The organism is Rubripirellula tenax (assembly GCF_007860125.1).
GTDB lineage: Bacteria > Planctomycetota > Planctomycetia > Pirellulales > Pirellulaceae > Rubripirellula > Rubripirellula tenax.
Genome location: NZ_SJPW01000004.1, coordinates 747,242 through 773,655 on the forward strand (window position 1 = coordinate 747,242; position 26,414 = coordinate 773,655).

20 protein-coding genes and 22 tRNA genes are annotated in these 26,414 nt (G+C 53.9%); 3 read left to right on the forward strand and 39 right to left on the reverse strand.

Features of this window, described 5'->3' with window-relative positions; genetic code table 11:
• Nucleotides 1-52 precede the first annotated feature (52 nt).
• The 6 genes from Poly51_RS17445 to Poly51_RS17470 form a co-directional block, all read right to left on the reverse strand.
• Nucleotides 53-250, reverse strand: a complete 198-nt coding sequence (locus Poly51_RS17445; RefSeq protein WP_146459051.1) for a MerR family transcriptional regulator — start codon at nucleotides 248-250, stop codon at nucleotides 53-55.
• Nucleotides 251-490: 240 nt separating this feature from the next.
• On the reverse strand, nucleotides 491-1,354 hold the full coding sequence (locus tag Poly51_RS17450) for a hypothetical protein (RefSeq protein WP_222435881.1): 864 nt from the start codon (nucleotides 1,352-1,354) through the stop codon (nucleotides 491-493).
• Between the two features lie 59 nt (nucleotides 1,355-1,413).
• Complete coding sequence (locus tag Poly51_RS17455; RefSeq protein WP_146459052.1) at nucleotides 1,414-6,621, reverse strand: DEAD/DEAH box helicase; 5,208 nt, start codon at nucleotides 6,619-6,621, stop codon at nucleotides 1,414-1,416.
• Nucleotides 6,621-9,593 (reverse strand): hypothetical protein, encoded by a 2,973-nt coding sequence (locus Poly51_RS17460; protein ID WP_146459053.1) that lies wholly within the window; start codon nucleotides 9,591-9,593, stop codon nucleotides 6,621-6,623. Before Poly51_RS17460 ends, Poly51_RS17455 begins: the two co-directional genes overlap by 1 nt.
• An 11-nt stretch (nucleotides 9,594-9,604) precedes the next feature.
• The gene (locus Poly51_RS17465; RefSeq protein ID WP_186775629.1) at nucleotides 9,605-11,257 is read right to left on the reverse strand and encodes a nuclease-related domain-containing DEAD/DEAH box helicase; all 1,653 of its coding nucleotides are present in this window, start codon (nucleotides 11,255-11,257) and stop codon (nucleotides 9,605-9,607) included.
• Nucleotides 11,258-11,493: 236 nt separating this feature from the next.
• Nucleotides 11,494-12,156, reverse strand: coding sequence for a DUF2726 domain-containing protein (locus Poly51_RS17470; protein ID WP_146459055.1), 663 nt, complete (start codon nucleotides 12,154-12,156; stop codon nucleotides 11,494-11,496).
• 191 nt (nucleotides 12,157-12,347) lie between these two features.
• On the opposite strand from Poly51_RS17470, the gene Poly51_RS17475 reads away from it, so the two are divergent.
• A complete protein-coding gene (locus tag Poly51_RS17475; RefSeq protein ID WP_146459056.1) occupies nucleotides 12,348-13,007 on the forward strand; it encodes a metallophosphoesterase family protein in 660 nt (219 codons plus the stop codon).
• Between the two features lie 68 nt (nucleotides 13,008-13,075).
• Here Poly51_RS17475 and Poly51_RS17480 read toward each other — a convergent pair whose 3' ends face one another.
• From Poly51_RS17480 to Poly51_RS30515, 3 genes are all read right to left on the reverse strand, one after another.
• A complete protein-coding gene (locus Poly51_RS17480) occupies nucleotides 13,076-14,767 on the reverse strand; it encodes a TROVE domain-containing protein (RefSeq protein WP_146459057.1) in 1,692 nt (563 codons plus the stop codon).
• A 449-nt stretch (nucleotides 14,768-15,216) separates the two neighbouring features.
• Nucleotides 15,217-15,588 carry a hypothetical protein gene (locus Poly51_RS17485; protein WP_146459058.1) on the reverse strand — a complete coding sequence of 124 codons (372 nt, stop codon included), beginning with the start codon at nucleotides 15,586-15,588 and terminating at the stop codon, nucleotides 15,217-15,219.
• A 502-nt stretch (nucleotides 15,589-16,090) separates the two neighbouring features.
• Nucleotides 16,091-16,161: transfer RNA gene (locus tag Poly51_RS30515), tRNA-Cys, on the reverse strand.
• A gap of 102 nt (nucleotides 16,162-16,263) precedes the next feature.
• On the opposite strand from Poly51_RS30515, the gene Poly51_RS17490 reads away from it, so the two are divergent.
• Nucleotides 16,264-16,572: a four helix bundle protein gene (locus tag Poly51_RS17490; protein ID WP_246114575.1), complete on the forward strand. Its 309-nt coding sequence runs from the start codon at nucleotides 16,264-16,266 to the stop codon at nucleotides 16,570-16,572.
• A gap of 67 nt (nucleotides 16,573-16,639) precedes the next feature.
• On the opposite strand, the gene Poly51_RS17495 is transcribed toward Poly51_RS17490, so the two are convergent.
• From Poly51_RS17495 to Poly51_RS17505, 4 genes are all read right to left on the reverse strand, one after another.
• Nucleotides 16,640-16,885, reverse strand: a complete 246-nt coding sequence (locus Poly51_RS17495; RefSeq protein WP_222435882.1) for an SEC-C metal-binding domain-containing protein — start codon at nucleotides 16,883-16,885, stop codon at nucleotides 16,640-16,642.
• A gap of 119 nt (nucleotides 16,886-17,004) precedes the next feature.
• Nucleotides 17,005-17,076, reverse strand: a tRNA-Arg gene (locus tag Poly51_RS30520).
• 123 nt (nucleotides 17,077-17,199) lie between these two features.
• Nucleotides 17,200-17,271 (reverse strand) — tRNA-Arg (locus Poly51_RS17500).
• A gap of 203 nt (nucleotides 17,272-17,474) precedes the next feature.
• Nucleotides 17,475-17,547 (reverse strand) — tRNA-Val (locus Poly51_RS17505).
• A 240-nt stretch (nucleotides 17,548-17,787) separates the two neighbouring features.
• On the opposite strand from Poly51_RS17505, the gene Poly51_RS17510 reads away from it, so the two are divergent.
• Entirely contained in the window at nucleotides 17,788-18,126 is a 339-nt protein-coding gene (locus Poly51_RS17510; protein WP_146459060.1) for an SdpI family protein, read from the forward strand.
• A 16-nt stretch (nucleotides 18,127-18,142) separates the two neighbouring features.
• Here the strand turns inward: Poly51_RS17510 and Poly51_RS17515 are convergent.
• From Poly51_RS17515 to Poly51_RS17635, 26 genes are all read right to left on the reverse strand, one after another.
• A tRNA-Leu gene (locus Poly51_RS17515) sits at nucleotides 18,143-18,216 on the reverse strand.
• Nucleotides 18,217-18,228: 12 nt separating this feature from the next.
• A tRNA-Ala gene (locus Poly51_RS17520) sits at nucleotides 18,229-18,299 on the reverse strand.
• 234 nt (nucleotides 18,300-18,533) lie between these two features.
• On the reverse strand, nucleotides 18,534-18,803 hold the full coding sequence (locus Poly51_RS17525) for a hypothetical protein (RefSeq protein WP_246114576.1): 270 nt from the start codon (nucleotides 18,801-18,803) through the stop codon (nucleotides 18,534-18,536).
• A gap of 50 nt (nucleotides 18,804-18,853) precedes the next feature.
• Nucleotides 18,854-18,925, reverse strand: a tRNA-Val gene (locus tag Poly51_RS17530).
• 19 nt (nucleotides 18,926-18,944) lie between these two features.
• A tRNA-Trp gene (locus Poly51_RS17535) sits at nucleotides 18,945-19,015 on the reverse strand.
• A 112-nt stretch (nucleotides 19,016-19,127) separates the two neighbouring features.
• Nucleotides 19,128-19,211 (reverse strand) — tRNA-Ser (locus Poly51_RS30525).
• A gap of 21 nt (nucleotides 19,212-19,232) precedes the next feature.
• Nucleotides 19,233-19,307 (reverse strand) — tRNA-Glu (locus Poly51_RS17540).
• 141 nt (nucleotides 19,308-19,448) lie between these two features.
• A tRNA-Asp gene (locus Poly51_RS17545) sits at nucleotides 19,449-19,521 on the reverse strand.
• A 146-nt stretch (nucleotides 19,522-19,667) separates the two neighbouring features.
• A tRNA-Gln gene (locus tag Poly51_RS17550) sits at nucleotides 19,668-19,742 on the reverse strand.
• Nucleotides 19,743-19,762: 20 nt separating this feature from the next.
• A tRNA-Gln gene (locus Poly51_RS17555) sits at nucleotides 19,763-19,833 on the reverse strand.
• Between the two features lie 30 nt (nucleotides 19,834-19,863).
• Nucleotides 19,864-19,935: transfer RNA gene (locus tag Poly51_RS17560), tRNA-Gly, on the reverse strand.
• An 85-nt stretch (nucleotides 19,936-20,020) separates the two neighbouring features.
• Nucleotides 20,021-20,092 (reverse strand) — tRNA-Asn (locus tag Poly51_RS17565).
• Nucleotides 20,093-20,100: 8 nt separating this feature from the next.
• Nucleotides 20,101-20,171 (reverse strand) — tRNA-Gly (locus Poly51_RS17570).
• A gap of 54 nt (nucleotides 20,172-20,225) precedes the next feature.
• A tRNA-Thr gene (locus tag Poly51_RS17575) sits at nucleotides 20,226-20,296 on the reverse strand.
• A gap of 71 nt (nucleotides 20,297-20,367) precedes the next feature.
• Nucleotides 20,368-20,439 (reverse strand) — tRNA-Lys (locus Poly51_RS17580).
• A gap of 26 nt (nucleotides 20,440-20,465) precedes the next feature.
• Nucleotides 20,466-20,538, reverse strand: a tRNA-Ile gene (locus tag Poly51_RS17585).
• Between the two features lie 12 nt (nucleotides 20,539-20,550).
• Nucleotides 20,551-20,623: transfer RNA gene (locus Poly51_RS17590), tRNA-Lys, on the reverse strand.
• Nucleotides 20,624-20,787: 164 nt separating this feature from the next.
• Nucleotides 20,788-20,860: transfer RNA gene (locus Poly51_RS17595), tRNA-Pro, on the reverse strand.
• Nucleotides 20,861-20,917: 57 nt separating this feature from the next.
• A tRNA-Phe gene (locus Poly51_RS17600) sits at nucleotides 20,918-20,989 on the reverse strand.
• A 492-nt stretch (nucleotides 20,990-21,481) separates the two neighbouring features.
• Nucleotides 21,482-21,727, reverse strand: a complete 246-nt coding sequence (locus Poly51_RS17605) for a hypothetical protein (protein ID WP_146459061.1) — start codon at nucleotides 21,725-21,727, stop codon at nucleotides 21,482-21,484.
• A 147-nt stretch (nucleotides 21,728-21,874) separates the two neighbouring features.
• On the reverse strand, nucleotides 21,875-22,318 hold the full coding sequence (locus Poly51_RS17610) for a hypothetical protein (protein WP_146459062.1): 444 nt from the start codon (nucleotides 22,316-22,318) through the stop codon (nucleotides 21,875-21,877).
• Nucleotides 22,315-23,124 carry a radical SAM protein gene (locus Poly51_RS17615; protein WP_246114577.1) on the reverse strand — a complete coding sequence of 270 codons (810 nt, stop codon included), beginning with the start codon at nucleotides 23,122-23,124 and terminating at the stop codon, nucleotides 22,315-22,317. The genes Poly51_RS17610 and Poly51_RS17615 overlap by 4 nt, the downstream gene beginning before the upstream one ends.
• A complete protein-coding gene (locus Poly51_RS17620) occupies nucleotides 23,096-24,115 on the reverse strand; it encodes a hypothetical protein (RefSeq protein WP_246114578.1) in 1,020 nt (339 codons plus the stop codon). Before Poly51_RS17620 ends, Poly51_RS17615 begins: the two co-directional genes overlap by 29 nt.
• Entirely contained in the window at nucleotides 24,112-24,825 is a 714-nt protein-coding gene (locus Poly51_RS17625) for a glycosyltransferase (RefSeq protein ID WP_146459065.1), read from the reverse strand. The genes Poly51_RS17620 and Poly51_RS17625 overlap by 4 nt, the downstream gene beginning before the upstream one ends.
• Nucleotides 24,818-25,567, reverse strand: coding sequence for a glycosyltransferase family 2 protein (locus Poly51_RS17630; RefSeq protein WP_146459066.1), 750 nt, complete (start codon nucleotides 25,565-25,567; stop codon nucleotides 24,818-24,820). Before Poly51_RS17630 ends, Poly51_RS17625 begins: the two co-directional genes overlap by 8 nt.
• A 104-nt stretch (nucleotides 25,568-25,671) precedes the next feature.
• Nucleotides 25,672-26,412, reverse strand: a complete 741-nt coding sequence (locus tag Poly51_RS17635) for a hypothetical protein (RefSeq protein ID WP_146459067.1) — start codon at nucleotides 26,410-26,412, stop codon at nucleotides 25,672-25,674.
• Nucleotides 26,413-26,414: the final 2 nt, after the last annotated feature.

A 26,414-nucleotide genomic window follows, 5' to 3' on the forward strand; every position in this document is an offset into this window, starting at 1 on the left:
GTATTCTCCAGGTTGCCCTACGGCAGATCAATCAAATGTATGAAGGTGCGTGCTATCTTGGTTTGAGCGGCTTTGCCACTTCCGCCAAAAACTGCTCCAGGTCAGCACGGCGAAACAAGCGGTAGCCATTGGCGGGATTTTTGTGCATCGGGATCTTGCCGTCTTCTGCCCAGGCCCGCAAAGTCGCCTGTGCTACACCGAGAATTTCGGCAGCCTCGGCAACTTTCACGTATTCGCTCAACTTTTCCATGTGCGTTCATCCGGATGGGAAGTTAGCTACACAAACCATGTCAAAGTCTATCGAACCCTGTAGCGAACTGCTAGCAGGGCACATGATGAGTTGGAAAGCTACAAAAGCCTAGGCTGTCCGCGATGAAACCAAAATGTAGTGAGAGAAGATTGGAGATTTGAATAATCAAGGCCGCAATTTTTGCGGCATGAATCGTCAGAGAATGGTAAATACAGAGTTCAGAATCCGAAGCTGGCGGGATTAGTGAAGATTCAAGGCGATCTCATCGACCACCTCAATTCCTAACGCGCTCTTCAAGTCAAAGAGTTCAGTCGGCAGAGCAGACTGAAGAGCAAGAATTACGCGAATATCCGCGGACTCGCTTTGCGTTGACCGCCATGCTTTGAGTACCGCGTCGTATTTCACACACTGGAATAGTCCCCTGGTGAGATCGACGCCATCGGAAATAGACGACTTCACCTCGACCGCGATCCAAACACTTCCCTTGCGAAACATCACGTCGACCACGTCACCCGACGGAAGAGCGAACTCAACCGTGCCTGGGCTAAGCGATGCGGGTAACCCGACAAGCCGTGGGTTCGCGGCAATTGCTTCCTTGAACAACCGATGCTGCTCACTTTCGCCTCCGCCGCCACGACGACGAGCTTCTTCGACAAGCTCGGGAAGGATTGCGGGTGGCGGAGGAAGCTCAAGTTCCGCCAAAACCTTCAGCCAATGTGTGTATGCGAAAACCGTTGCGAGCGTTTCATTGATAAGGGCTTCGCGCTGATGCTTGGTTAACGACTCGAGGCTTTCAGTCAGAAGCGCATCGACGCCCCGACCCGGCATCCCGGTCGACTTGTTAACGACCAACAATGCGATTCGAGGGATGGGTTGTACCCATCGGTCACCCAATTCGGCGAGCGTGACACCGATACTGCCGAGCACATAGTTGAGGTTTCGTGCGTTGGGCATCTCCAATTGCCGAGCGAGCTCCTCATAGGTCACGACACGTTGAGCAAAGGCATATCGCACCAATAAGGGCAGCGCAAGTCGGGCACGCTGCTGATATAGCTTGTCGCCGGACATGTTGTCAGCGACTTCGGCGGTTCGTTCGTCGGCCAATCGAGTCTCACTGGGTGTCAAGATGCGGTCGTACTTGCAAACTTCGGGCTGCGATCCGTTTACGGAAGTCGCTCCAAGACCAAGCGACGATTCACTTGGCCTGCTTCAACCGCAGACTGCGACTCGAAACCGAGAATACAGTCAAGGCATGCGGTTTCGCATCGAGCGTCGTGTTCGGGGGTACCGCGAAGCAACTGCTTCGCAGCTGCAAACCAGTTCTCTCCATCCGCGATCAGCTCTCGAGTGTGCCCTGCACCACCCGGCACATTGTCATAGACCACAATATCGAGTGCTCCAACTTGAGCTGGCACCAAGCTGGCACCTAATTCACGAGGGTCAAGGTGAAGGAGTTCCGCGCCTGCCCGATGGAGTGCCATCTGTAGCGTCGTCAAGAATGTTGGGTCACCGCTAGGAAGGGCTGTTTGAGCAAAACTTAACCGCATCATGTCGGTTGGTTCGGTAGAACCCAAGACCTGTTGCCGAAGTGGTGTTGCTTCGTCGGCTTGAACACAGCCGTAGTCGGCGGCGGCTCCTCCGATCATCCAAAGCGGCAGATGGCGGCGAAACGAATCCGGCAGAGGTTGACCGGCACGTGCACCACGACGTTCACTTTCGGCGTATCCACAGCGAGTGCAGATAATAAATCCGTTCTGGAACTCGCCACTGTTGAGAACAACTAACTTGCTGTCTTCGCGATAGATGGCAAGTAAGCCTGGAATTCCCGCAAAATCCGGAACTCGAATTTCCTCTTCGGTGCGATTCTCACGCGGATCCCAGTCGATTTGTGTCGTGCTCCAACTGAACAACGATGTAATGTTACCCGCCCGTTGCGGTGCATCCCACGCGGCTGTGCTGAATCCGTGTCGAGGTAAAAGAACATGTCGCTTGGGTCCATTCCACGTCGTGGCTTCATTGCAACGATCACATGTCTCGGGGATTTGTGAAAGCTGTCGGAAATGGAAATGACCGTGCTGACATGTGCGTGTCTCTTTGCGTTCACCAAATGACTCGTACTGATCGCCAGCAAAGGGCAATCGGTTGAGTCCTCGGGAACGAACGAATTGGCCACCGACCATTAATGTCGCCCCAGGAACATACTCTCGCATAGCGAGTAATCCGCCTCGTTCAAGACGATACTGCTCTTCTTCACGAACGCGGCGGGCTTCGTCATCCCAGACACGGACCACTAAACGGTGGACGTTGATAGGAAAACCGTATCGAGGCAAGAACTGTCGATTCGATAACGACTCAATTACACTCACGCTTGCCAAGGTCGCTAATTGTCGATTGATCGCGTTGGCTTGACGCAGGTTGTCTCTTGTGCCGTCCTCGATCAATTGCCAAGCGGCCAGGAGGCTGCTGTAGTCTGTGTTCCAGTCCTCCACGGCATCGCTGAATACTTGCTCTAGTTCAGAAACAAGTCCATTCCAATCTTCCATCGCGCGTCGGTGCAGCGGAGTCTGGTCGAGCAGTTCGATCGCTGAGAGTTTCAGTTCATCTGCTGAATCCCGAGCCCAGCCAAGGTAAGCCAAGAAGGCATCCGCGACGGTCTGTTGATTTCGATTCCACGGCGCATCATCCGGGAGTGCTACCATCGACGGTCGAGACGGCTCAGGCTTTCGCTGGTTGGAACGCCACTTGGCTGGCTGCATAACTCGACAGAACTTCCCCATGTGACCGAAAGCGTCCATGGCGCCCGTTCGCTCACCCCGGTCACGAATTTCACTAAAGAACATTCCTAATAGCCAGGCACCGAACTGACGCATCGCCAGCTTGGGACGGTCGACGATCACTCGGGGGCGACGCAAATCTTTGGTCAGATACTGACCGAAGTTGTAGAAGACAGCACGCTCAAAGGGACGACTCTGGCAGAAGGTGATCACCGCCGAAGAACCATCGCTTCGGCGGCCCGCACGACCAGCGCGTTGCAGGTAGTTCGCCTTTCCGGGTGGAACATTTCCCATCATCACCGATGTCAAACCGCCGATGTCGATCCCCAATTCCATCGTGGTTGTGCAGCTGAGTAGATTCCTGGCTCCTTCTCGGAAAAGTGACTGAAGTCGCCTGGTTTCCTGTGGAGCAAGTTGAGCCGAGTGCTCTTCGGCCCAAAGACCTCGTTTGAATACCTCGCGTTCGACATAATCGCGGCGGACTCTATCAAATCGCCGCAAATTGGAATCTCCACCCGCTCCATCACCGAGGAGCTTGATCGGGTGCAATGGACCTGTTCCCTTTTGAGGAACGCAATTTAATGCAGTTCGACTCCAGATCCATCCGTTCAATTCGCACTCGTACGCTCGGTCGATCGCCTTCAACCCGAGACGTGAGAACTTGAACCGAAGAGCCGGAACCTCAGCTCCGCCGTCAGCAGGTCTCTCGGCAGTTTCAAGCCAATCCAGTTGATGACCTGCCGCGGCATGAAGTGACTGGAAGACGGACTCGAGCAGGTCTTTTCCTAATTGTTCAGCGCTGTCTTCACCAATGCCAGCATTGATCAGCACGCGAGCAGCAAAATCAACATTGGTTTGTTGACGTGATTGGCCGATAAGTTTCTCAAGTCCCCGCCCCGACGATGTGCTAGTGAGCCAGCGGCCAACGGGCGTTCGATACCTCGCTATTTCTTGGTTCAGCTCAGCCGACTCAAGATCGACGCATCCCAATGAACGAATCGTGTCACAGATCAGATGGCACAAGTCAGTGTAACAGCCTTCGATTGGTTCAATCGCACAGCTGGGCAACCGACCAAGAAAGCGATCATCAGGCTTCAGTGATTCAATTCCAGGATACGCTACAGCGACTATTCCAATCGTTTCCGCACTCGGCTGCGAACGCGTGGGCCGCGCTAATTCGGCCGCCAGCATGTAAGGCACGCGCATTCGCGCGTGTTCAAGGTTCTTCTCCCAGTCCAATGTTGACCAAGCACGCTGTCCCGATGCATCGTCAATCGTCTCAGGCTGCTCTTTCGCAATCTCAGGATCAAGGAATTGTGCAATCTGCGGATCGTTACTGATCTCTCGCTGCCATTGTGCAATGGTTCCTCCTGCCAGCATGGCTCTCAGCTTGGCTTGCTCGTCGTCAAGTTTGCTTTGGTAATAGTCGCGATCGTCAGCGTCCAATGAATTGTCGGCGAGCTTGCTCTCCAGCTCGGCGATTTCACGTTCAACTCGCTTTTGGTGAGTTCCCTTACTGAGTGATACTTGAGCATGGCGTGCCAGCATTGCCCGAAACATTTGCGTTTCGTGCTGGGTCGCAAGTCGCGGACCTAGTCTCGCAGCAGCCTGCCGAGAGTCACTGAATGTAAGAAGTCGACGCCCTTCTGCCGGCCGATACGTTCGACCTCTGGGGATCGCGGGTAACTCAGAAAGCAGCGTCTCGGTTGCGATGGAAAGGGCCAGTGAATCGACGGTCGACAACCATCGGTACTCGGACACAGGCTCCTCGCAACGCGGACATTGCTGAATCTCCAATAGTCGGCTTCCGCTTGCTACTGCCAGGCTGCCACTTGAAGAATCGACAACATGAAGCACTCCCGGTTGATGTTGACCTTGAATGTTCTCTACCGGAATCATGACGCGATCTGTCATTTGTGGTGATAGGCCTCGGGCCACGGCCGGTCGCAGGCGATTTCGCTCAATCGTTGCACCGATTCCCCAGCATCCACAGTTGGAGCATCTGGCTATCGGAAACGATGGAGACTCGCAGTTCTCGCAAGTGCCGGTCTGATCAGTGGTGACGCTTCCGATCGGTGGCAGTGGGATTGAACCAGGCTGACGGCACCCAGCGAACAAGCACGCTGAGATCGAGGCTGGAGCTCGAACCTGCAAATGCAAACGATGGGGAATGATCGGCAAGCGATCAGACAAGAGGCGAGCAGAGGCAGCCAATCGCAAAATCTGGGTTGTCGCTTTCTTGCATACATCATCCCGTTTGCCCCACACCGCTTCCGAAAGTTCGTCAAGTGTCTGCACGGAAGATCGCGACATTGCCGTGGCAACTTGATGGATCAATTCACATTTTGGCAACACGTTCCAAAGCAGAATCGCGGGCGTATCGGCGGAATTAGATAGGCCATCGCGGATTGTGCCCTGGTCGGCAATCAGGCCTAGTTGCTCTGCAAGCCTTTGATTGGCTTCCTGGTCAACCAGCAGTTCTTGCTCTCCACAATCTATGGTCATGGTCCCACTGGAGAGCCAATTAGTCTCAGCGATCTTCTCCGCATCTACTTCATGTTTGACTGGAACAGGATTATCTAGCTCAAAATCCGCAAACTTACCTTGGATAATCTGCGTCGAGTCTCGTTCCTTCGAGAACAGCATAGAAATGAAGTCTTGTAGATCGTCTTTGTCACCACCGAGTGTTGCACTGGTCGCAATCTGGAGTACTTGATTTGAAGAGACTCGGCAACGCAGCATCATGCGTCGGAGCAGCATCATGATCTCGGCAGCTAATGTCCCCGCATACAGGTGAGCCTCATCGAGAACTACAACTTCCAGTGCTGAACTGAGCAGCACGGCATCTTGCGGACGACACATCATGTACTCGAGCATCGAATAGTTGGTCACTAAGATATCCGGCTGCGGTCCGGTTTCAGTTTTGTTTCCGAGGCCATCCTCCTTGCCTCGAGCCTGCTGACGTGTGCGAAATCGGTGCGGTGCTGACGGAAGTGCTCCCTCATTGTCTGCTTTTCGTGCGTTCTCAGGCGTCTCGCTAGTGAAGTGAAAGAAACTGAGCCGCGATTGTCCTGAAAGCCATCTTTCAAGTCGCTCGACTTGGTCATTTACCAGCGCGTTCATCGGATACAGAATCAACGCGCGGATACCGCTTTGCTCTCGACGCGGATTGGAGACTAGCTGGTTCAGCATTGGTAACAGAAAGCTCTCCGTTTTACCGCCACCCGTTCCGGCGGTCACACCAATTGCAGGCCGTTCTGTATCGCTGGATTCATTCGACGCCTGTATGGATTCAAGTTGGTGCTGGTACAGCTTCATCTTGTCAGTCAACGCTCCCACGTCTGCCAGATGCTCTGCCAATTGACTCTCAAAGTCGCCTTGCGACGCGATGTCACGAAGCGAGCGCCCGCAAGATTTTGACGCTCTAGATGCTTCGATCCAGATGTCGCCAACGAGACCGTCCACACCCGGTTGCTCCCAGACTCGACGCATAGCGTCAGAAAGGTTTGGATCGCTAGTGAAGGCTTGCGAGACGCCAAAGTCGACGAGTCGGTCTCGAAGTTGGTCAACGAGGGAAAGTGCGTCTAGCTGGGCCATTATTTATCACGATTACAGGGGGCATGAACCGTCTGTTGACACCGAGCGTTTTTGGCTGGGTGAACAAGTTGCGCGGCGATCAATCGACAAAGCTCACTTTGATTGTGAGATGCCTCAAAGTTTCCGGCACCGCAACCCGAATAGGTAGGCTGGGATGCGTATGAAATCAGTGTCTCAACATATGCTTCATCAAACGGAAGCCACGGAACCAACGGGTGCGAACCTTCGATCGGGTACTGATCGCAGAAGTCTTCCGCTCGTTTTTTTAACGGATCGCACAACTGCGAACATAGATAACTTCGTAGTTGATCTTCATTGCTCTTAATTGCTTGAGCTTCCATCCAGGCTGAAACAAAATTACCAACAAAGAATGGCATGGTCGTAGACAACCCCATGACCAGACTTTCCAGCGAATGAACACTCTCGGTCTCCATGATGTCTGGAGCGATCTGATTCGCTTCGTCAGGCGTTGGCTGCCAAATGGACAGAAAAGAACGCACAGTTGCTGACCATCCGGGTTCATCTTCATTTTGCCGAAGCAGGTCGAACGCGAAAACGGGATCTGTTTCTCGATGCTCATTGAGCGATGCTGTTGGCCCAACCTGGCTGCTTGGCTGAAACTGACACCACTGATCGAATACCGCCGCTCCAAAATCACTTACCAGTTCATCAACGCATTTTGAGCGTTGACGCAGTGGGAGATAAAACCATCGCAAACAACTTGCAACCATTGCCGCTGCTTCACTGCTGTCCACTGTCGTGATTGGTCGCCACCAGTCGTCGGTCCACCAGCTTCCTAGACGAACGCCCCGATAAGCAACGGCAGCGGCAACGACCAAATCTTCGTAGTCAACGCCGACGCTTGCAGGGTCGACTACCCACGAAAGCTGATCACAGCGAATATCGTCAGCACCGAAATTAATCAAGCGTCCTGACTCAGTCCATAAGACGCAGTGGTGGTCATTGCCTGGATCGATTCGATCAGATAACTCAATCCGGACACATCGCGACCCTGGAAGTTGAGCAGCATCTTGAACGATTCCGCGATCAATGACATTCGCGGCAAGGACTCGCAGGGAACTCGAGTCAACTCGATTGAACTCGTGGTCAGTGACGCGAAGAGGCCATCCACGGCAACCGAGATCGGTCATTCGTTGAGACTTGCAGGGTGATAAAGCGATTCGACGAGAACCCTCGATCAGAGTCCATCCTTCACCACGATTTGTGGTCCCAGGTATAACTACTGATTGAGTACGAGACATTCTTGTCGCATCAATTGCATTTTCAGCTTGATGTGTCTGCCAACGCCCCTTTCGTAAAACCACCAAGCCTTCACGCTCGATGCGTATTACTCGATTGATAACACGCGTGTTTTGACGCTTGGCCAGAATCCTGATTCTTGTAGAACCCTCATAGCCAAGTGATGAAACAGAAATGAGACCACTGACTATCAATCCAACTTGTTGGCTGTAAATTGGGCCTTCGTTGCCGTCGACACGAAGACTAAGTACCTCGACATCGCTATCGCGAACCTGTAGTCGCACCCGAAACTGCGTTCCTCCTGCCAACAATTCAACACTAGACGACACCGATTCAGTCCAGGACGCTACTAGCTCGTCCTTTTCTTGCAAAACAGGCATCGCAACGGGGTCACCAGGCAACTGAACCGTTGCTGTCTGGGACCAACCGGGCCGCAATTGAACCCACCAAGATTCGTTCAACAAGAATCTTGCCTCTAAATCTTCATCTGGCTCAAATTTGGATCCAATCGGCAATCGCAATGTGTAGCCACGCTCAGTCGCCATTTGGCCTACCGAGACGCTCTTGCCATTTGTGCCGAAGGCCTGGAAATCATCTTCGTGTTTAAAGAGTTCCAGCAGTTGAGATGTGACACCCCGGCCACCTCCATCCGAAACGGAAATTAGCACTTGCCGTCTGTCAGTAGGAAGCGAGACCTGGAGCTCCCTCGAAAGGCTGCTGTAAGAACCGTCAGGTTGCTTTCGGAGAACGTCAAATCCCTCATCGTCCAAACTGATGAAATAGCAGTCCTCAGCCAACATCGAAAGAAACTTAGAGTCGTAATTCGCAACCCACGTAACTTGATTGTCACGCCAAACGATCCGCGGTGTTGTCAGCACCTCAGGATCCTGATCTAGATCTTCCGCGGGCCTAGTCCGTTCGTCACTTGTTGGTGAGGCAGATGAAGCAACGGTGACGGAGTTGCCTACCGGTCGCAGTGCTGCGTCAAGCAGTTCGTCTCCCCATGCTGCCAAAGTCCATGGTGATTCTGCGATCACTCGCATCGCGGTCGGTCGACGAACAGCACCTGTTCGGAAGTCTCGAAGCGTCTTCCATAGATCTGCAAATGAATCGGAGCGGACAACGGTTCCTTTTGCTTTTGATGTGGACTCGTTTGAGAGAAGCAGATCGATAGCCTCCGTAGAGACACCGGCTAACCAGTGATTTAGCTGATCTTTTGCACCTAGTAACGTAAAACCGAATTGCAGTTTGATCGTCAGGTACCACGGCTGGTTCGTTTGGGAATCAAAGGCATGCCGAAGTCCGTAAGTTTTGCACGCCTCCTCGATGGACTCACGCACCGATATTTGCGGGTAACCCGTAGGAGTGAATAATCGTTTTCGTGCCAGCTCGTCCCATTCAAACTCATTGAACACGCCATAGATACCTCGTTCGTGTCCGTAACGACGGCACCATTCCGAAGCAAGTGTTAATAGCAAGAGCCCGAGACCAGCCGGCCGCCCATGGTATCGAAGGTTGACGCGGACCTGCTCTTCGTGGAGCGACGCGGCCCACGAACGTAGCCATTCAAGATCGTCCTCGTCGAGCAGCAACTCGCAAATCGACCACGTTCTCCCTGGAGCGATCTTTCTGGCCTGCTTTACAATCGCATCAGTGGCGCGTCGAATTGTAAGAATGTGCTTGTCAGGTGGAACCTCACTTAGAACTCCCATCAGAAAACCCCTTAAGCAAACTCGTTTTTTGGAAGATCAATTAGGATGAGGTGCGACTTTGCCCGAGAAAGAGCAGCGTAAAGAATCCGTCGTCGCTCTGCTTCGTCGGTAGGTAACTGATCCAACTCACCGACAACAACGACTGGTTTCTCTAGACCTTTGAAGTCCTTAACGGAAGCAAGTAGAACGTCTTTCCCGTTAGGTTCCGGGGCAACCCGAAGAGAACGCCCGTCAGCAAGACTTAAATCGGATAGCGTCGACAATGTGGTTTCGAGAGGCGTCAGAACAACTATATCCGACTCTTGAAAACGCTCCGCCTTCAAAAGATCGCTGATGACCTCACGAACTTTTTTCGGAAGATTGCCTTCGCTATTTGCTTGCTCGACATGTCGTCCGGGCGGGCCTTGAGGCCTTTGCTCTTGGTTCCCTTTGTAGAAGCGAGACATGTCCTTGTGAATAGCGCGTGTCGTGCGAACATTGTCTTCCAACTGCACTGGAACCAAATTGGCAGGGAGTTCCGTGTCGCGATTGCTTAGTTGCTGATTGTCATCGTAAAAGACATAGAAGATTCCAGCCTTCTCCGTACCTAACAATGATTCGACGAATGGCCATTCTTCTTTGTTGAAATCCTGACCTTCGTCGACGAATACCGCGTCAAATGCAAGTTCTGGGTGATCGGAAATGAATGACGCTAACGTCCAAGCATACTCGTCGTCAGATATCTGCTCTGAGTCAGGATCTAGCCGACGCAGCAGATCTTTATAGGAGCAAATCGTGAGTTGATCATGCCTGTCGGTTGTCTGCTCTAAGTGCACTGCGAGAGGAATGCTCTTGCACATCAAGAGCACCTTGAATCCTTCATCGGCAAGCTGAACAGCGCGTTTCCGCGCGAGCCAAGTTTTACCAGAACCTGCACCGCCAGCAATTGCAGCTCTTGGGCACCTGGAAATCGCAGCAATCACGGCGAACTGGGAGTCCGTGAGTTTTTCAATTCTCGCTGAATCTTCTTTCGCGGTCTCAGCGAGTGGCAGTGTGAAAGTTCTTGGCTTTCCAAATAGGTCAATCAACAAATCACAGGCGTGAGGGGCTGCAGGATGCTGCCAACTTCCTCCATACCAAAACCTACACGCCTTTAACAATTCATCGACGATGTTTGGCATCCCATCCAGATCCGTCACCATCGCTTGATCATAGTAGGGAGGAAAAACTGCATTGCGAGGTGTCACCGACTCTGGAAAAATGACCCATCTCGCATACTTGTCCTTTTCAGACCCACCATCCCAGCGCTTCATCTGCTCAAATTTCCAGCAGAGTTCATAAGCGTTTCGTCCTACCTGCTGAAAGGGGTCAATCTCGTGGCGTCTTCCCCCTTTGTCACGGGAATACCACTGCTCACCCTCGAATTCAATCTGGCCTCCTTTAACTTCAACGATGACCAGTCCGTGTTCCGGGTGTGCGAGCAGGAAGTCAGTTTCGCCTATCCGAGGTGGCTCGTTCCGATGCCGCTTTGCCATCCAATTAGCAGAATACACCATGACCCAGTCACGCTGCTTGTGATTGAGTTGCTCCAACAGAGCGTCGTAAACTAGAACTTCACCGCGTTTGTGCGGTGCTTCGCGAATGCGGAGCGGAAGTTGATTTGGAATGAAGCGATTCTGCTTCATAGTTGGATGCCCCCAAGCTGCAATAAAACGGTCCGATCGAGTGGTAGTAGGATATTCCCCTGCAGATGTTCGTTCAAGCAGCCGAGCACACTTTGGGAGAGTTTCGAGGCAACTCGAAGCGTCTGTAAGGCCTACGGGAACTTTCATGCAAAAAACAATGCGGATCAACGGAGACATCATTGCTTCTCGCTTGCTTCATGCCATGACGAGATCATCCCGAACGACACGAGGGAATCTCAATCAATCCCAATGATTTCACGGCACTTCGGGTAGTTAGTACACGCCCAGAAGCGTTTGCCGGCGTGTGCTCCTTTGGCTGCTTTGCGCTGGACCATTGCGGTGTGGCATTTTGGGCAGGCGGGTTCGCTTGATTCCGCTGGCAATAGCGGTGGAGCTGACATGGTGGACGCAGTGTCGGGAAGAACGCTCGCGATTTGTTGTTGGGCTTCGGCAATCGAATAGGTGTGTGCGGCTTTGATGTGCAGAATGGACAGGCCAGCGGCGGCGAGGGCTCCGTCGAGGAACGCGTCGCGATCTTGGCGATCCTTGCGGTTGTGGCTGGCGTCGTCGAGCTCGATCGCGAGGACCGGCTGCATCGTGGTGAGATCGCAAAGCAGGAAGTCGATGTGCTTGCTGCTGATCTTGTTTTCGTAAGTGCGGCTGTCGTCCTGTCGTGGGACGTACAACACGTCCCACAGTCGCACTTTGTTGTTGATCGAGTAGGTTTGCCCGACCGCTTGCTCAAGGACGCGATAGAAGGCCAACTCGGCGGCCGACAGGAAGTTGTCTCGTAGTCGGTACGGGAGGTCGTTCTTTCCTCTTCCCGATCCAGCACCTGGACCGATGCCAAACAGTTTCAGAAAGAAACCAAGACAGCCACTTTGCTGCGATTCCGCCATATTTATTTACCCCAACATCACGTAATGAATTTAGCGGAGAAGTCTACCAAATGACGAATTCGGCTGACATGACGGATAAGCACTGAACCTCGATCAACGTATCGACTGTCAGACCATCGCATAGATCCGTATTCTGTGGAACTTGAGCGCCAGTGGGTTCAATACACTGAATTCCATCGAGAAAACTCTACATGAAGATTTGGTTCATTTCTGACACTCACAACGAGCACCTTGGATTGCAGGTTCCTGAAGTGGACTTGGTGATTCATTGCGGCGACGAGTCGACGCATGGCAATGCTTGGATGAATGAACCCGAGGCGAGACGTTTCTTTGATTGGTACTCGGCGCTAGACATCGCAACCAAGGTGTTTGTGCCGGGGAACCACTCGACTGCCGTGGAGCAGGGACTGATCCGCGCCGAGGAATATCCCGGTGTTCGGTTCCTGGTCCATGAGTCGATGCAGTGGAACGGGCTAAAGTTGTTCGGTTCGCCCTACACGCCTCGTTTTCACGATTGGGCATACATGAAGAAGCGAGGACAGCTTGATCTCGTTTGGCAATCCGTTCCCGATGATGTGGACATTCTCATTACGCACGGTCCGCCAAAGGGTGTCTTGGATATTACGCACGACATCGAGTCAAAGGAACTCGTTCAAGTCGGCTGCGCTGCCCTGCGCCGACAAGTCGAAGAACGGATCAAGCCGAAGATTCATGCCTTTGGGCATTTACACGACGAGAAAGGCATCAGCAACTACGGGATGTTCACTCGTGGTGCGACGCAGTACATCAACTGTTCATGCTGCAATCTCGCGGCAAAGTTGAAGAACAATGGGTTTGTTATCGAGATGTAACCAACGTGAAAACGCCCGCGGGGGATTGCTCCTCCGCGGGCGTTTCGGATTTCAGTTCGTCTTTCGACTTACAGTTCGACGGATTCGACTTCGCGGACGAAGCGGGATGCGTCGTTTTCTAGGAACGATGAGACGACGTTGAACACGGCGTCACTGAAGCCGCCGATGTTTAGGATGTCGTCTCGCTCTGGTGCCTGGCTGGTTCCGTAGGGTTGGATGTCCAAGCAGACTAGCTTTGGATCGGCGATGCCGTGTCCGCGCTGGGTCTTCTTGAACTTCTCCCACTGCGTCATCACTCCGGTTGAACCGTTTTGACCGTAGCCACTGTAACCATTGTTGAAGTGGGGACGTCCCGAGGTGATCCAGCTTTCGTTGTCGCTGACCAGCACGATGCCAGCAAAGGCTTGCTTTGCGTAACGCGTGTTGGCTTCGACAAATGGCAACGAGCAATCCGTTCCTCCGCCACCGTACTTCGACAAGCGTGCTGACAGTGACAGGATCGAATCGCTTGGATCGACCTGAGCCTTGTAAGCCTGCGTATCGAATGGAATCACGACGCTGTCTGGGTTGCGACGCAGGATCGCTGCTGCGAACAGTGCCGCAACATCGACGCATCGCATCTTCGACGTTCCGCCCCTTGGACCATTGTTTGGGGCACGGTTACCCGTGACTGGGCATCCCATCGAACCTGACGTGTCGAGTCCGATGATGACTGGTCCAGGCAGCGTTGGTACGTTTCCGCACGCGATCTCGGCAGCGTCATGCAACGCCGTCTTGATCTTGCTTGGAACCTCGTCCGATGCGTTCATGTAAGCCGCCAGGAACTGGTACGGGAACTGACGGCTGCGAGCGATCGCGTCGCGGTCAGCCAGTTGGCCGGCCACGTAGTGGATCATCGCGTTGTCGGTACCCGCGAATCCAAGGATTCCAGGCTTCTTGAATGCGTCGTGACGCAATAGCGTGTTGAGGTTCATACGCAGTGCTTGCGGTCCCATCTGTCGAGCAATTGCCTTCCAGACGAGCGGACCCTTGGCCGCATCGGCCAGCAAGTCCCAACGAACCTGCAGGTCGCCCGCGATCAACGTCTGAGCCTCGGCCGTGTCGGCGCCACGGTACGCGATCAGTGACTGAACCGTTACCGGCAAGTCGGTTTCCGTTGCCGGAGCCCACTTGTCGACGGGCTTGTCGGTCAACCACCCGAAAAGTGCTCGACGCGCGTCATCCTTTGGCGTTGGACGTGCCATTCGCAAGATGTCTCGCAGGCTTGGATCGTTTCCGATCGAAGCTGAGAGCAACTTGCCAACAGACGCGTCGTTCAGCCAACGTTGGAACGCACGTTGCAGCGAAGACGACAGACCCTTGCGACCGAACTGTCCTGAACGAGTCATTTGGAAAACAGTGCGCAGAACGCGGCCGTTGTCGGCGACTCGGTCGAAGACTTGGTGCATGAGCTTGGTGTCTCGCGTCGACAGTACGACCAGCAACGCTGCCGGCATGTCCTTCATGTAAGCACGCTCACGTGAGTAGACGGCCAGCTTTGCCAGGAACTCGTTGTCGTCGATCTCGTCGATCAGCTTTCGCATTGCGTCAAGTTGGTTTTGCGCGGACGCGTAGTAGACGTTGCCGAACGTGCCGGTCGCCGCCATTTGGGCGAGCGCATGCTTCGCTGACAGCTTGTACGCTGGGCCGCCTGCTTCGTTGACGACGGTTGCTCGTGGCAGGATGCTAGTGATGCTTTGGAATAGAGACTTGTTGGCCATGTTTGACCTCCTACGAAAAAGCAGCGGAACCAACACTGAATGGTCCCACGAAGTGAAAAAGCACTCGACGAATTTGTGGACAGAGATCTCGTCCGTTAGTTTCAAAGCGGACGAGGCGGGACTTGAACCCGCTGAACCTTTCGGTCGTTATCCATGTACTCCGTTCCGGCAGTCGAGTGTGTCTTGGTGCCGCAATGCATCCGCCCCACGAAGTTAGGGCAGAGTGCAATGCGGCATTTGGTTTGATTGACAAAAGGTAGTGATGCACGGTGTTCGCATTGAAGAAAAACGCGATCGACGAAGTTGTGACCAGAGAGTTTTACGGTGCTCTACCACTGAGCTACGGCGCTGCGTTCTTGCGAATGCAGCCAGCGCCGGTGGGACTCGAACCCACGACACCCGGCTCCTGAAGCATGTACTCCGAATCGGCAGTCGATCGTGTGCGCTTCCTATTTCGTTTTCTTCTTCGCAGCCTTTCCCATTTGTTTCCAAAGGGAACGGCCGTTGTCTCGGTCGAGCCGGACAAGTTGTTGCTGTCGCGTGTCGAAAGCGATCAGGTTTCCCTTGGGTCGCTTCGCGTAAACGAACGGCAAGCAAACGGCGACGACTTTGTGCGGTTCGCCGGCTGCGCGAGGCAAGTAGCGAAGTCGAACGAGTTCGTCGATGGGTTGCGAGATTCCTGAGCAGTCCCATAAGTAGGACGGAAGCTCGATGATCTCGCTGAGGATGGTGACATAGTCACCTTTGGCGATGTCTTCGCCTGCGATCCTGGCCGCGACGGTGGTCACGGTTTTTGATCGCGTTTCGGTTGTGGTTTTCATGGTTCCGCAATCGTTGAAAGAATAGGTTGTGCATGTGTGTTCTCTGTTGGGCTGCGAGTTGGATCACTTGCGGCCGGTCGTAATGGCGAAACAGGAATGTAAAACACGCATAGTTCAGTCTCTCGAGACGATTGTGGAAAACGCGACTAACGAAGTTGGTTAATCAGACAGTTCGATGCTCTACCAACTGAGCTACGAAGCGAACGCGAGGTTCACTTCGGTGGGACTCGAACCCACGACAGTCGAGGTGATGTAGTCCGATTGGGCAGTCAATCGTGTATTGGTGGCGACGAAGTTTTGGTCAGACGTTATTTACTGAGCTACATGCGAACACTTGTCCGCTGGCGGGGCTCGAACCCGCGACCTCGCCGCATTGCGACGCGCTCTCACCATGTAGTCCGAACCGGCAGTCGCCGTGGTTTGGTTGAAGACGGATCGACGAAGGGACAACTCAGATGGTTCACATTTGCAATGTAATCCGAGTCTGCAGTCGATCAGTCAGAAACGCTGGTGGGAGTCGAACCCACTTAAACCGGGTTGCAGCCGGCCGCCTAGCCATCTGGCTCCAGCGTTAAGATAGGGGTGAGTCTTGAGTAGTGAGTCCTGAGAAAAATGGGTTGAGAAATGCGGGATCATCGAAAGCTACGAGCGTTCGAGTTGGCGGACCATCTTGTTATGTCGGTCTACTCAGCAACGAGGACATTCCCGAAAGAAGAAATGTTCGGGCTAACTTCGCAACTTCGTCGAGCCGCCGTCTCGATCGCATCCAACATCGTTGAAGGTTGCGCCCGGAACTCAGAGGCAGATTTCCTGCGTTTCCTCGACATGGCATTTGGGTCCATTCGAGAGGTCGAGTATCAACTGACGATCGCTCGGCGGCTCGAATACACAAACGGCGAAACCGCCGAACAACTTGCTAGCCAAGCGGATGAAACAGCAAGGGTGCTCGCCGGTCTCATCCGCTCACTTCGCTCGTCTTCATGAACCTCAATGACTCAAGACTCATCCCTCAGGTCTCATTCCCTAAAAGTAGTCGTCACGATTGACGCCATCACAGACGCCCCGATCGTAGGCAACAACGTTTGAACCGCTGGCCGCTGCCGCATGGACACAGGTCGTTGCGGCCGAGCTTTTCCTCGAGTTGCTTGCCTTGGATGATTCGGACTCCGCGTTTGACTTTCGTTTCCGACGGGTAGCCTTTACGACGTTTGCTCATTGGCTCGAAAGCATTGGGCGTTGTCGTCGTCATATTGGTGTTCGTATCGCATCGTTCTGCTCCGGTTTGAGTGCATGACATTCGTTGACAGTAAGTGCTCTCGCCAGGAATCGAACCTGGTCCACGACCTTCGCAAAGTCGCGTGCGAATCCGGCACACTCCGAGAACATTTTGAAAAGCGACTTCGAGTTGAAGTCAAGTAACCCGCCCAGGAATCGAACCTGGTCCGACAGTTTCGAAGACTGTCATGCTCTCCAGCACACCCGCGAGTCATTTGAATGTTTTCCTCATTCATAGTCACAAGAACCGACGACTGGGTTCGCACCAGCATGGGTCGCTTTACAAGAGCGGTGCCTTTCTACATCGAGCCACGTCGGCTTGGTTTGTCGCATCAGTAGCCCGACCAGGAATCGAACCCGGAACTTCTGGTTAGAAGCCAGAGATGATGTCCGTTTCACCATCGAGCCGATTTGAAAGCGAGCGGAAGGCGAGGGAGTCGAACCCTCATGACCCCGAGGGGTCGCACGGTATAGCAAACCGGCCCGGCGAGCCGTATCCGGCTACCTTCCGTAAACGAGAATTGCGAGAGGTCCATCCGGGAATTGAACCCGGTCTTCGTCCATACCACAGACGCGTGCTGCCGCAACACTTACAGACCTTGTCGTTTCAGTGATCGCGGATGGAATCGAACCATCGGTCTCCTGCTTGTCACGCAGGCGTCTTAGCCGCTGGACCACGCGATCGTCGAAGAAGCGATTAACCGTTAGCTTTTTGCCATTGGCTCCTTCATGCTGAGCTAACAGCCAATCGCTATTTGCTAACAGCTTCTTTCAGTAGCGGGTTCGGGGGTCGCACCCGACGGTCCAGGCTTATGAGGCCCGGATGAGCCTGGCTCACCCGCATCGTTGTTCGCATTTGATGAGTGTCGAAGGCGATCGGATTGCTTTTTGGTATCATGAACCAAAACCATTCGGACAAACTCGATGAACACCTCCTTCTTGATTCTGTTTTTCGTCGTAGGTGGCCTTCTCATTGGCTTGAGTCTGCCGTTGATTTACGGCAAAGTCCCACCGAATCTTTGGTACGGGTTTCGCGTGCGTCGTACTTTGGATGACCCCAGCATCTGGTATCCGGCGAACGCCTACGCTGGTTGGCAAATTCTCTGGGTCGGAGTCGTGGGAATGGTTGTTGCCGTTGCCACTTATTTGATTCCCAATGTGGAATTGGGCGTCTACGCTTCCATCGTTGGCGTCACTTACGGAGTTGGCGTGGTTGTCATGCTTGTTCGGTCGTTCGTGTACCTGGGGAAGTTGCCGAAGTAGCGAGTTCGATCCCCAGTAGCTCAGGTGGGACTCGAACCCACAGCATCCCTGGTTCTAAGCCAAGGTGGTCTGCCAATTGCCTACCGAGCCATTTCAAGAGAGTGGAGCACCGGGGAATCGAACCCCGATTTTCTGCGTGCAAAACAGACGTCTTCCCGTTGGACGAGCGCCCCATGAATGAAGTTAGAGGAGTGAAGGGTTAATGGTGAAAATGGTTCGCGTCGGATGTTTCAAACTTCACTCTTCAAACTTCTGCTAGTGCCCAGAGCAGGAGTCGAACCTGCAAACACTCGGGTTACAGCGTGTATTGTCCAAGGGGCTCGGCCGTTTGGCGCATCTAGGCATTGTTGATTGGTGCCTTCGGGAAGGACGCGACCGACCGCGTCCTTCCCTTGGCTGCCAACGTGTTAAGCATTCAGTCGCGGAACGCTATCGCCCGTCGACTTGCGATGGTTGCGGATCGCTCTGCGGTAATCCGGCACGCTATCGCCTTCGACGATAAGGTCACCGACACATTCAACGACCCAGCCATCCACCCAACGGTCGCTGTCATCTCTCAACTTCAGCACTTTGCCGAGTTTTGCGAACGGCATCGGAATGTACGACGTTGTTCGCTCTGATCCGCCGGCGATGATGCGTCTCATCGCACATTGCACGTACTTCACATTTCTGGACATCGTCGTTCTCCTTGGTTAATTGCAGACCAGCGTCACCGTGACGCCGGCAGTAGTCCCGGATGGAGTTGAACCATCGTTTCCTGCGTGTAAAACAGGTGTCGTCGCCGTTGGACCACAGGACCATGTTGTCGATCCGAAGAGCACGTCCCCAAGGATTTGAACCCTGACTAACTGGTTTGGAATCAGCAGTGCTACCATTACACCAGAGACGTGTAGCATTTCAAAAAGTGGGAACGCAAGGAATCGCACCTCTCGCCGACTACCACACAATTAAAGGCAGAAGATTTACAGTCTCCCGTGTGGAAACGCTCCCATGTTGTCGAGCGGAAGCCGTGGGACTCGAACCCACAACGGTTTTTGACCGCAGCTGTTTTCAAGACAGTGTCCTCATCCGGCCGGGTGACTTCCGTAGTGCGTCATCAAACGCAGTGACGTGAGCGGGAATCGAACCCGCGGACTCCTGGATGAAAACCAGACGATTCTGCCAGCAGAATCTACCACGCCGTTTTGTTGCTTCGATCGAAGCGAGTACCGCATAGGAGTTTCGATCTCCTTCCTGCTGCCTGAGAAGCAGCCGACCTAGCCAGTAGTCGAATGCGGCAAAATAGTTCTCAGTCGTCAGTTGAGAGTCGACAGCAAAACAAGCGCTGGTAACGAGGATCGAACTCGCCACGACCTGATCGACAATCAGGCACCACCACCAGGTGGCCTCACCAGCGAAAAACTTCTGCTTCGACTCTTCCTGTCAACTGTCCACTGAAAACTGAACACTGGAGCGAAGCGACTCAGGTGACCGATCGGAATTGAACCGACATGGACTTCGTTCACAGCGAAGTTCCTGAAACCAATACAGGACGGCCACAGCACCGGAGACTGGAATCGAACCAATGAACTCCTCGTTCAGAGCGAGGTGCAGCGTCCAACAACTGCTACTCCGGCGTTTGGTCTTCAATCAATAGCACGGGCGGAAGGAATCGAACCTACATACCACTGCTTCAAAGGCAGCTGGCTTACCGTTAGCCGACGCCCGAGTGACATCGTGGAGGACGTATCTCGAAAGAGTGCCCTGCGGGAATCGAACCCGCCTGATCGGATTGGAAGTCCGACGCCTTTGCCGATCGGCCAAGGACACGAAATATGCGGAAGTCTGAAGGGTGAGGTGTGAAACGAAGCGAGGTATTCCACACTTCTCGCTTCACCCTTCAAACTTCGCGAAGCTCCGGCGGATGGACTCGAACCATCACTCGTCTCCTTAACAGGGAGCCGCCTTACCATTGGGCCACACCGGATTTTGCAAAGCACCCAGTGGGAGTCGAACCCACACTTCCGCCATGGCAAGGCAGCAGGCTACCGCTACATCATGGGCGCAAAAATGCATCACTACCAAATTGTCAAAGATCAATAACGCCGAAGCGTCAAAAGAGCACCGAGCCGGAATCGAACCCGCATTACCTCGTTACGACGGAGGAGTCTTGCCGTTAGACCATCAGTGCTTGCTCTGTTAGTGTCATGGCGAAACGTTCATCGAACGGCTCACCGCGACGTTAAAACTTTTTCATTCAAGTAGGACCGCAGGGATTTGAACCCTGACCATCCGGGTAAGAACCGGACATGCCACCGATAACACTTCAGTCCCATGTGTTGTTGTCGTTCTCGTTTCAGTCGGCGTGGCGGGAATTGAACCCGCGACCGTCGCCTTATAAGGACGCCGCTCTCACCCCTGAGCTACACGCCGATGCGTAGCCAATGGGGCCGAAGGGAGTTGAACCCTCACCGAACGGATTAAAAGTCCGTCATGCTGCCAGTTACACCACAGCCCCGATGTTCGATCGCGGCTATGCGTTTCAATCGCAGTGCAGGCAGCATGTTGGTTTCCTTTTGAGTCGTTGTCGTAAGTGGTAGCCCCGAGGATCGAACTCAGCGCGACCCGCGTATCAGGCGGATTTGGGCGACCAGCCCTCGACTACCGTTGTCGTTTCAAAAGTCGGACACCTCGGAGTCGAACCGAGACCCTCCTGCTCCCAAAGCGGACGTGCTTCCATCTGCACCTGTATCCGATGTTGTTTGTTCCTCTCGCCGCGGTTGATTCCGTCGGCGCATATCTTCCTTGTCAGTGGGCCGGGAGGCGCTCGAATCCTCGTCTGCGGTTCTTCAGACCGCCGCTAGACCGTCTCAGCTACCAGCCCAAATTGGGTTCGTTGTTGGGGTTGCCCGTTCGATGCGGACACGAAAAAAGGCTCGATGTCTTGGTGACACCGAGCCTTCATGAAGAAGTCGTTCGCTAATGATAGCGAGTGTCACATCAGACGCGGATACGCCGGGGCATTATCTGTATTCAACGGTTGCCCGCCGAAGAGACTGCCTTCGTGTATCTGTTCGAGTCGACTGGATTGATTTTTTGATAACATCAGAAAGCTCGTTACTCGCTCGTCTGTGAATGTGACTTGTAGTTCAGGGAGATAGACGCGCTCGCGTCACGATGGTTCGCTTAAAATCTCGCTTTCACAAAAATAGAGATGCGCGAGACCGCGATTCTATTTCCTCAAACGCAGAGTTTTTTCAGAAGTACTCTCGATCAATTGCGAAATCGCCGTAGTCATCGAGCGTGTTGCTTTTCTGCAACCCTGCAATCAGAGCTTCAATTACTTGACCAAAAGACTCTGCTCTTTGTCTTTTGGCTAACGTCGGCGACCGCCAGCACGTTTGAGTCCTTTGGCGACGAAGTCGAATGCTTCAGCCGGTTTGTAGTCTTCGAGGACATCAAAAAAGCACGCCAGCACTCGCTTGGTCTCAGCTACATTGATTTTCACGCCGTCTGTATCTGCTTTCCGGGCGACTTCATTGTAGATGTCGTTGAGCGTTGACGCCTTCTTCTTGGCAGGCGTTTTCTTGACGGCTGCTTTGGTTGCTTTCTTCTTGGCCACTTCGTGTCTCCATGTTGAAATGAAACGTTTTGTTACGAAGTGCTAGTTGTACATTCCCTCCGACAAATCGAATACCGGCGGTGCCAAACGACACAAGCCAGCATGAGGCTGGCTTGTGTGTAAGAAGGTTTGTCGTGACTACGAATTTCAACCGTCGAGGATGTCGGGATAGCTGGGCCAGTCATCTCCCCAATCGCCGGGATAGTCCGGCATGCCAGGATAAGCTTCGCCGGGGTGACCTGGCGGAAGGTTGTCGGGCGCAGAGTAGCCGGGTGGAACGTGATAGGGATGATCCGGCGGCAGTCGCGGCCAGACGTGAATCGGTGGCGGAGACTCGATCACGACAGGTTCTTCATTGGGCGGCGGCCAAGGGTAATCGTCCGGCCACCATGGCGGACGTGGGCCAGGATCGGGAGTGCCTAGCGGATAGTCGTTGGGCCACACTGGCGGAGGCGGCAACGGCGGCGGAGTGAGGATGATCGGACCGTCGTCTTCCTCCTCGGGATCGTATGGCGACTCGCTGCCGGGCGGATCAAATGGTGGGACGAATGGGTACGGTGGCATTTCGGGATAGTCGGAAGGATACGTCATTTCATAGCACTCCGTTGCAGAGGATTGGGATGGGAGAAGGCGGTGCGTTTGCTGGGACACAATCCGCACTGCGGGATGGATTTGGTCTCGAGGAAGGTTTGCAGTTCTTCATCCGTCGCGCTTTCTGAACACGCTTGGTAGTCGCGGAAGAGTTGCCACTGCGGCAAGTCTTGCAGTCGCAGTTTGGATTCGAGCTTGGCGAAGTAGGCCAATGCGGGACATTTCCAAAGCTTGCCCTCGTAGAGCTGCGTGCAGGTTTTCTGCATGCAGACTTTGAATGCGGCGTCGGGCCGGGAGTTGAACGGCATCGGTTTGCCATTGGCCACCTTGTATTGACGCATCCAGCCGCGGTGCGACTGTCGAATTTTGATGCGGACGCCGGGAAACTGTTCTCGCCAATGCCAAACGAGGTGTTTGACTTCGCGAAAGCGTTTGACATATTCGTCGTGCGTTCCGTGCTGGCTGACTTCGAGCCGGCAGTTCGTTTCGATCAGCACTTTCGGCAGCTCGGGAAACCGATGAAGGAAGAACCCGTTGGTGACAAGCATCAAGTCGCTGTCCCAATGCTGCCTAGCAAGCTTGATGTGTTCCAAAATCGCGGGATTCAACAGGGGCTCCCCGCCGAGCAACGCGAATCGAGCCGGCTTCAGACGATGCGACCATTTCTGGTAGTCGGCATCGGCTTGCTCGATCGTGGGCATCGCACCGGGTAAATGATGGTCGCTGTAATGGCTACATTGTTGGCACGACAGATTGCAACCGTGAGCCAGGTGATACTCAAGTGCCGGCAAGTTGTGGCGTTGCATTGGCGTCCTCCATAACGCGAAGTCGGAACCGTCGGGCGTTGATACCAAGCTGCAGCAAAAAACGGGTTAGCACCAAGTGCGACGAACCAGTTTCCGTATGACTGAGCATCCGCCGATCCAATTGGTATGGTTCGTCTGACCACTGGCCTGTGACAATCAAATCTGGATAGATGGCCATAAGATTCGCGGCGAGTTGCGGAGTGAATATCGGGCCGATGTCGTATTCAGCCGGAGGATCATCTCGCCATTGCTGAATCAGTTCTTGCGTTTGCCTCTGGCTTGGAAATGGCAGCTCCGGTGGATCCCGACGTTGCCAACGACAGGAATCAATGTGAGCTTTTGACCGACCAACAAAATGGTAGACGTAAGTTTGCATGACCGGATTGATGGCCCAGGCGGGCGAGTAGACCATGCTGACGTTAAAATCGGGCGGCAAGAATTTGATGTAGCCAGGATGGTCGTTGTAGAGCTGGTTGACGATCAACGACTCGTCGGTCGCTTGGTCGCTGGCACCCCAATTCGGTATCAAATGCTGGATGATGCGAGCGAACATTGGCCCGTACATTTCTGAGCCATACAGATACAGTCCTCCGTTAGGATGCAGCCATGTGGGTGCCGGCCGCACACCGCATCGCCGAGCCCAAATCTCGTGAGCCCGCTGTTGCCAACCGCCATTGTCGATGCGATTGTTTGCAGACTGACGCTCGGCCACCAATCCAAACTGGTTCGGAGTCAGAAAATCAAATGGCGAAGGGCAGTCCGATCGGATCAGCATGTCGTTGTCGAGTTGCAGCACGTGTGCCGGCCCGAACATTCGTTGCACGTGATCGCAGACAAACATCTTCTGCCAGAACGGATGCACAGGTTGTAGGTGCTCGCAAATCCAAAGCACCTCCGCGCCCCATCGTTTCGCGGCAGCCTCATAGCTTTCCCGTACGTTCTGCTCTGCTCGCCTTGGTGGCAAGTCGAGGACCGCAATAACTCGTTTCATTTCCATACGACTTTCTCCAATCCGTGTTTGTGCAATCCAGCTTTCAAGAACTCAGGCCGGCGGCGAACGTAGCCTGGCGGGTCGACGTGTTCGTGCTTGAACGAGTGGTTCAGATCGACCGCGACGTTCATGCCGGCGATCTTCGCTCGCCAGAAGAAGTCCCAGTGTTCTTCGACTTTGAGCGATTCGTCCCAGCGGATCGCTTGAAGGATGTCGCGATAGGCGACGAAGCAATTGCCGACGTAGTGGCACCAGCGAACTGAGCGATGCTTTTTGTAGCTGCCATGGGCGATTCGCAGCACACGGTCCTCGACACGCAGCATTTTCGGACGCTCTTCGTCGTTGCTAAGTGCCGCCAGCAAATCGAGATCGTGATGCTTGTTCAGCGTCCCGATCAACTCAGGCAACCGCGTTTGATTCGTGACGAGATGATCGTCATCAGTGAAGATGACGATCGGAGTGTCGCCGGCGTCGAGCAGTCGATTTCGACCGGCGGACAATCCGATGTCGTAGGGAGTGATGATGACCTTATCGACCATTGTCGCTTCATCGGGGCACACAGCCGAAAATCGCAGCTCGGGTTTTCCATCGTCGAGGACGTGGATCAGCGGGCGGTCGTCGCCGTAGTGGTCGTGAATGCTGCGAACGAGTGCGGCACAGCAATTCGGGCGATGGATCGTCTTAATGCAGAAAGTGGCTTGATTACGCACGGACGATTTGACCTCCTGGATAGCGCATCGAATGGAAACCGTGTTTGCGAAGCCCAATCGCTCGGAACTTCGATCGACCACGCAAATCGCGATAGCCAGTGCCGGCGACATGGGCGTGGACGACCGAACAATCCGTGGCCACTGCGATTTGCAGCTTCGCGAGGTGACTGGCTCGGTAGAAGAACTCCCAATGCTCGTAAGTTTTCAAGGCTTCGTCCCAACGCAACGTTGCGATTGTTTCCTTACGAGCGAGAAACGCGTTGCTGACCATGTCACACCAAGCGACAGCGCCGACTCGCTTATGTTCGCCGCGATGCATCCAGATGCGTTTGCCGTTCATCAGCGGTGAAAGCATCGTCGGCCGACCGCCTCCACCCTGGCGAACGGCCAGAATGTCGAGTTCGTGCTCGGCGAAGTACTCGCAAACGCGGTCGATATGAAAGTCCGCGGTGATTACGTGATCGTCGTCGAGCAGAAAGATGTACTCGGTCTGCGCCGTGTCGATCGCTGCATTGCGTCCGACTCCAACGCCCACATCGTGCCGATCTAGATTGATGACCGTGCAGTACTTGGCGATTTCGGGATACTTCTCACTGAAACGAAGCTCAGGCTGACCGTCGTCGACAACGACAATGTTTGGCTCGGCGATGTGTTCGCGCAGCGACTGGACCAACCGGTGGCACGACCACGGACGGTGTATCGTCTTGATGCAGAATGTGATGTCAGAACTTCGGATAGCCAAAGAGGGTTCCTCCCTTGTTTAACGACATGTTTTTCTACCGGCGACTCATAGCATGCGATTTCAACTGTTGTGGAATCAGCAGAGCTAAGCAGAGGCTCGCTCTTCTAATTCAAGTGTTCAGCCGGATTCGTCCGCATGAGATTGGTGACTGTCGTAATGTTCGATCGACTGGCATAGAGGCGTCGAGCACCTGCCAAAATACGAATAACAGTCCACGCCTCGACGCCCTTTCGGAATCCAGGGCTAGAGTCTTGGTGGAGCGGTGACTCGGTCGCGGAGTACCGTAACTCCGGAAAGATGATTACGTCCGGCTTTCGTTTCTTTACATAGTCGATAAAAGACTGCTGATCCGTCTGTGCTACTAGCGGGCCGTTGGCAGCATCAAGGATTGAGTCGTATCGCTCGAAGGGGACCGGACGTCGCTCGTTCTTTTTGTCCGTGCCGCGAAAATAGATGCAGTCGTACTCAACGCCCTGTCCGATTCGGTAGTTGATTCGTTGTGTAGCAAAGTGATCGACTGCCTCTCGCGGCTGCACGAATGACTGAAAGGTGGACCGCGATTCATAGTAGGTCAAACACGGCACCTTCTGCCTTTTTCCAAAATCAACGGTTAGCTCGGGGCACTCAGCTGCTTCTGCAACGGAATGTTGCTGGTGAAAGAACGTGTCCCAAACGTTCTCACCATCGTAGGTGCGGTACAGTTGCATCGACTTCCGGTGGCGATAGTCGACCACAGGAATCAAACCTGCCTCAAGAATCGCAGCAACGGTGTCAATCGTAGTGAGAAGATAGGATCCAAATCCCGCGTTCGGCCAGCGGCGGACTACTCGGACGAAAGAACTCATTG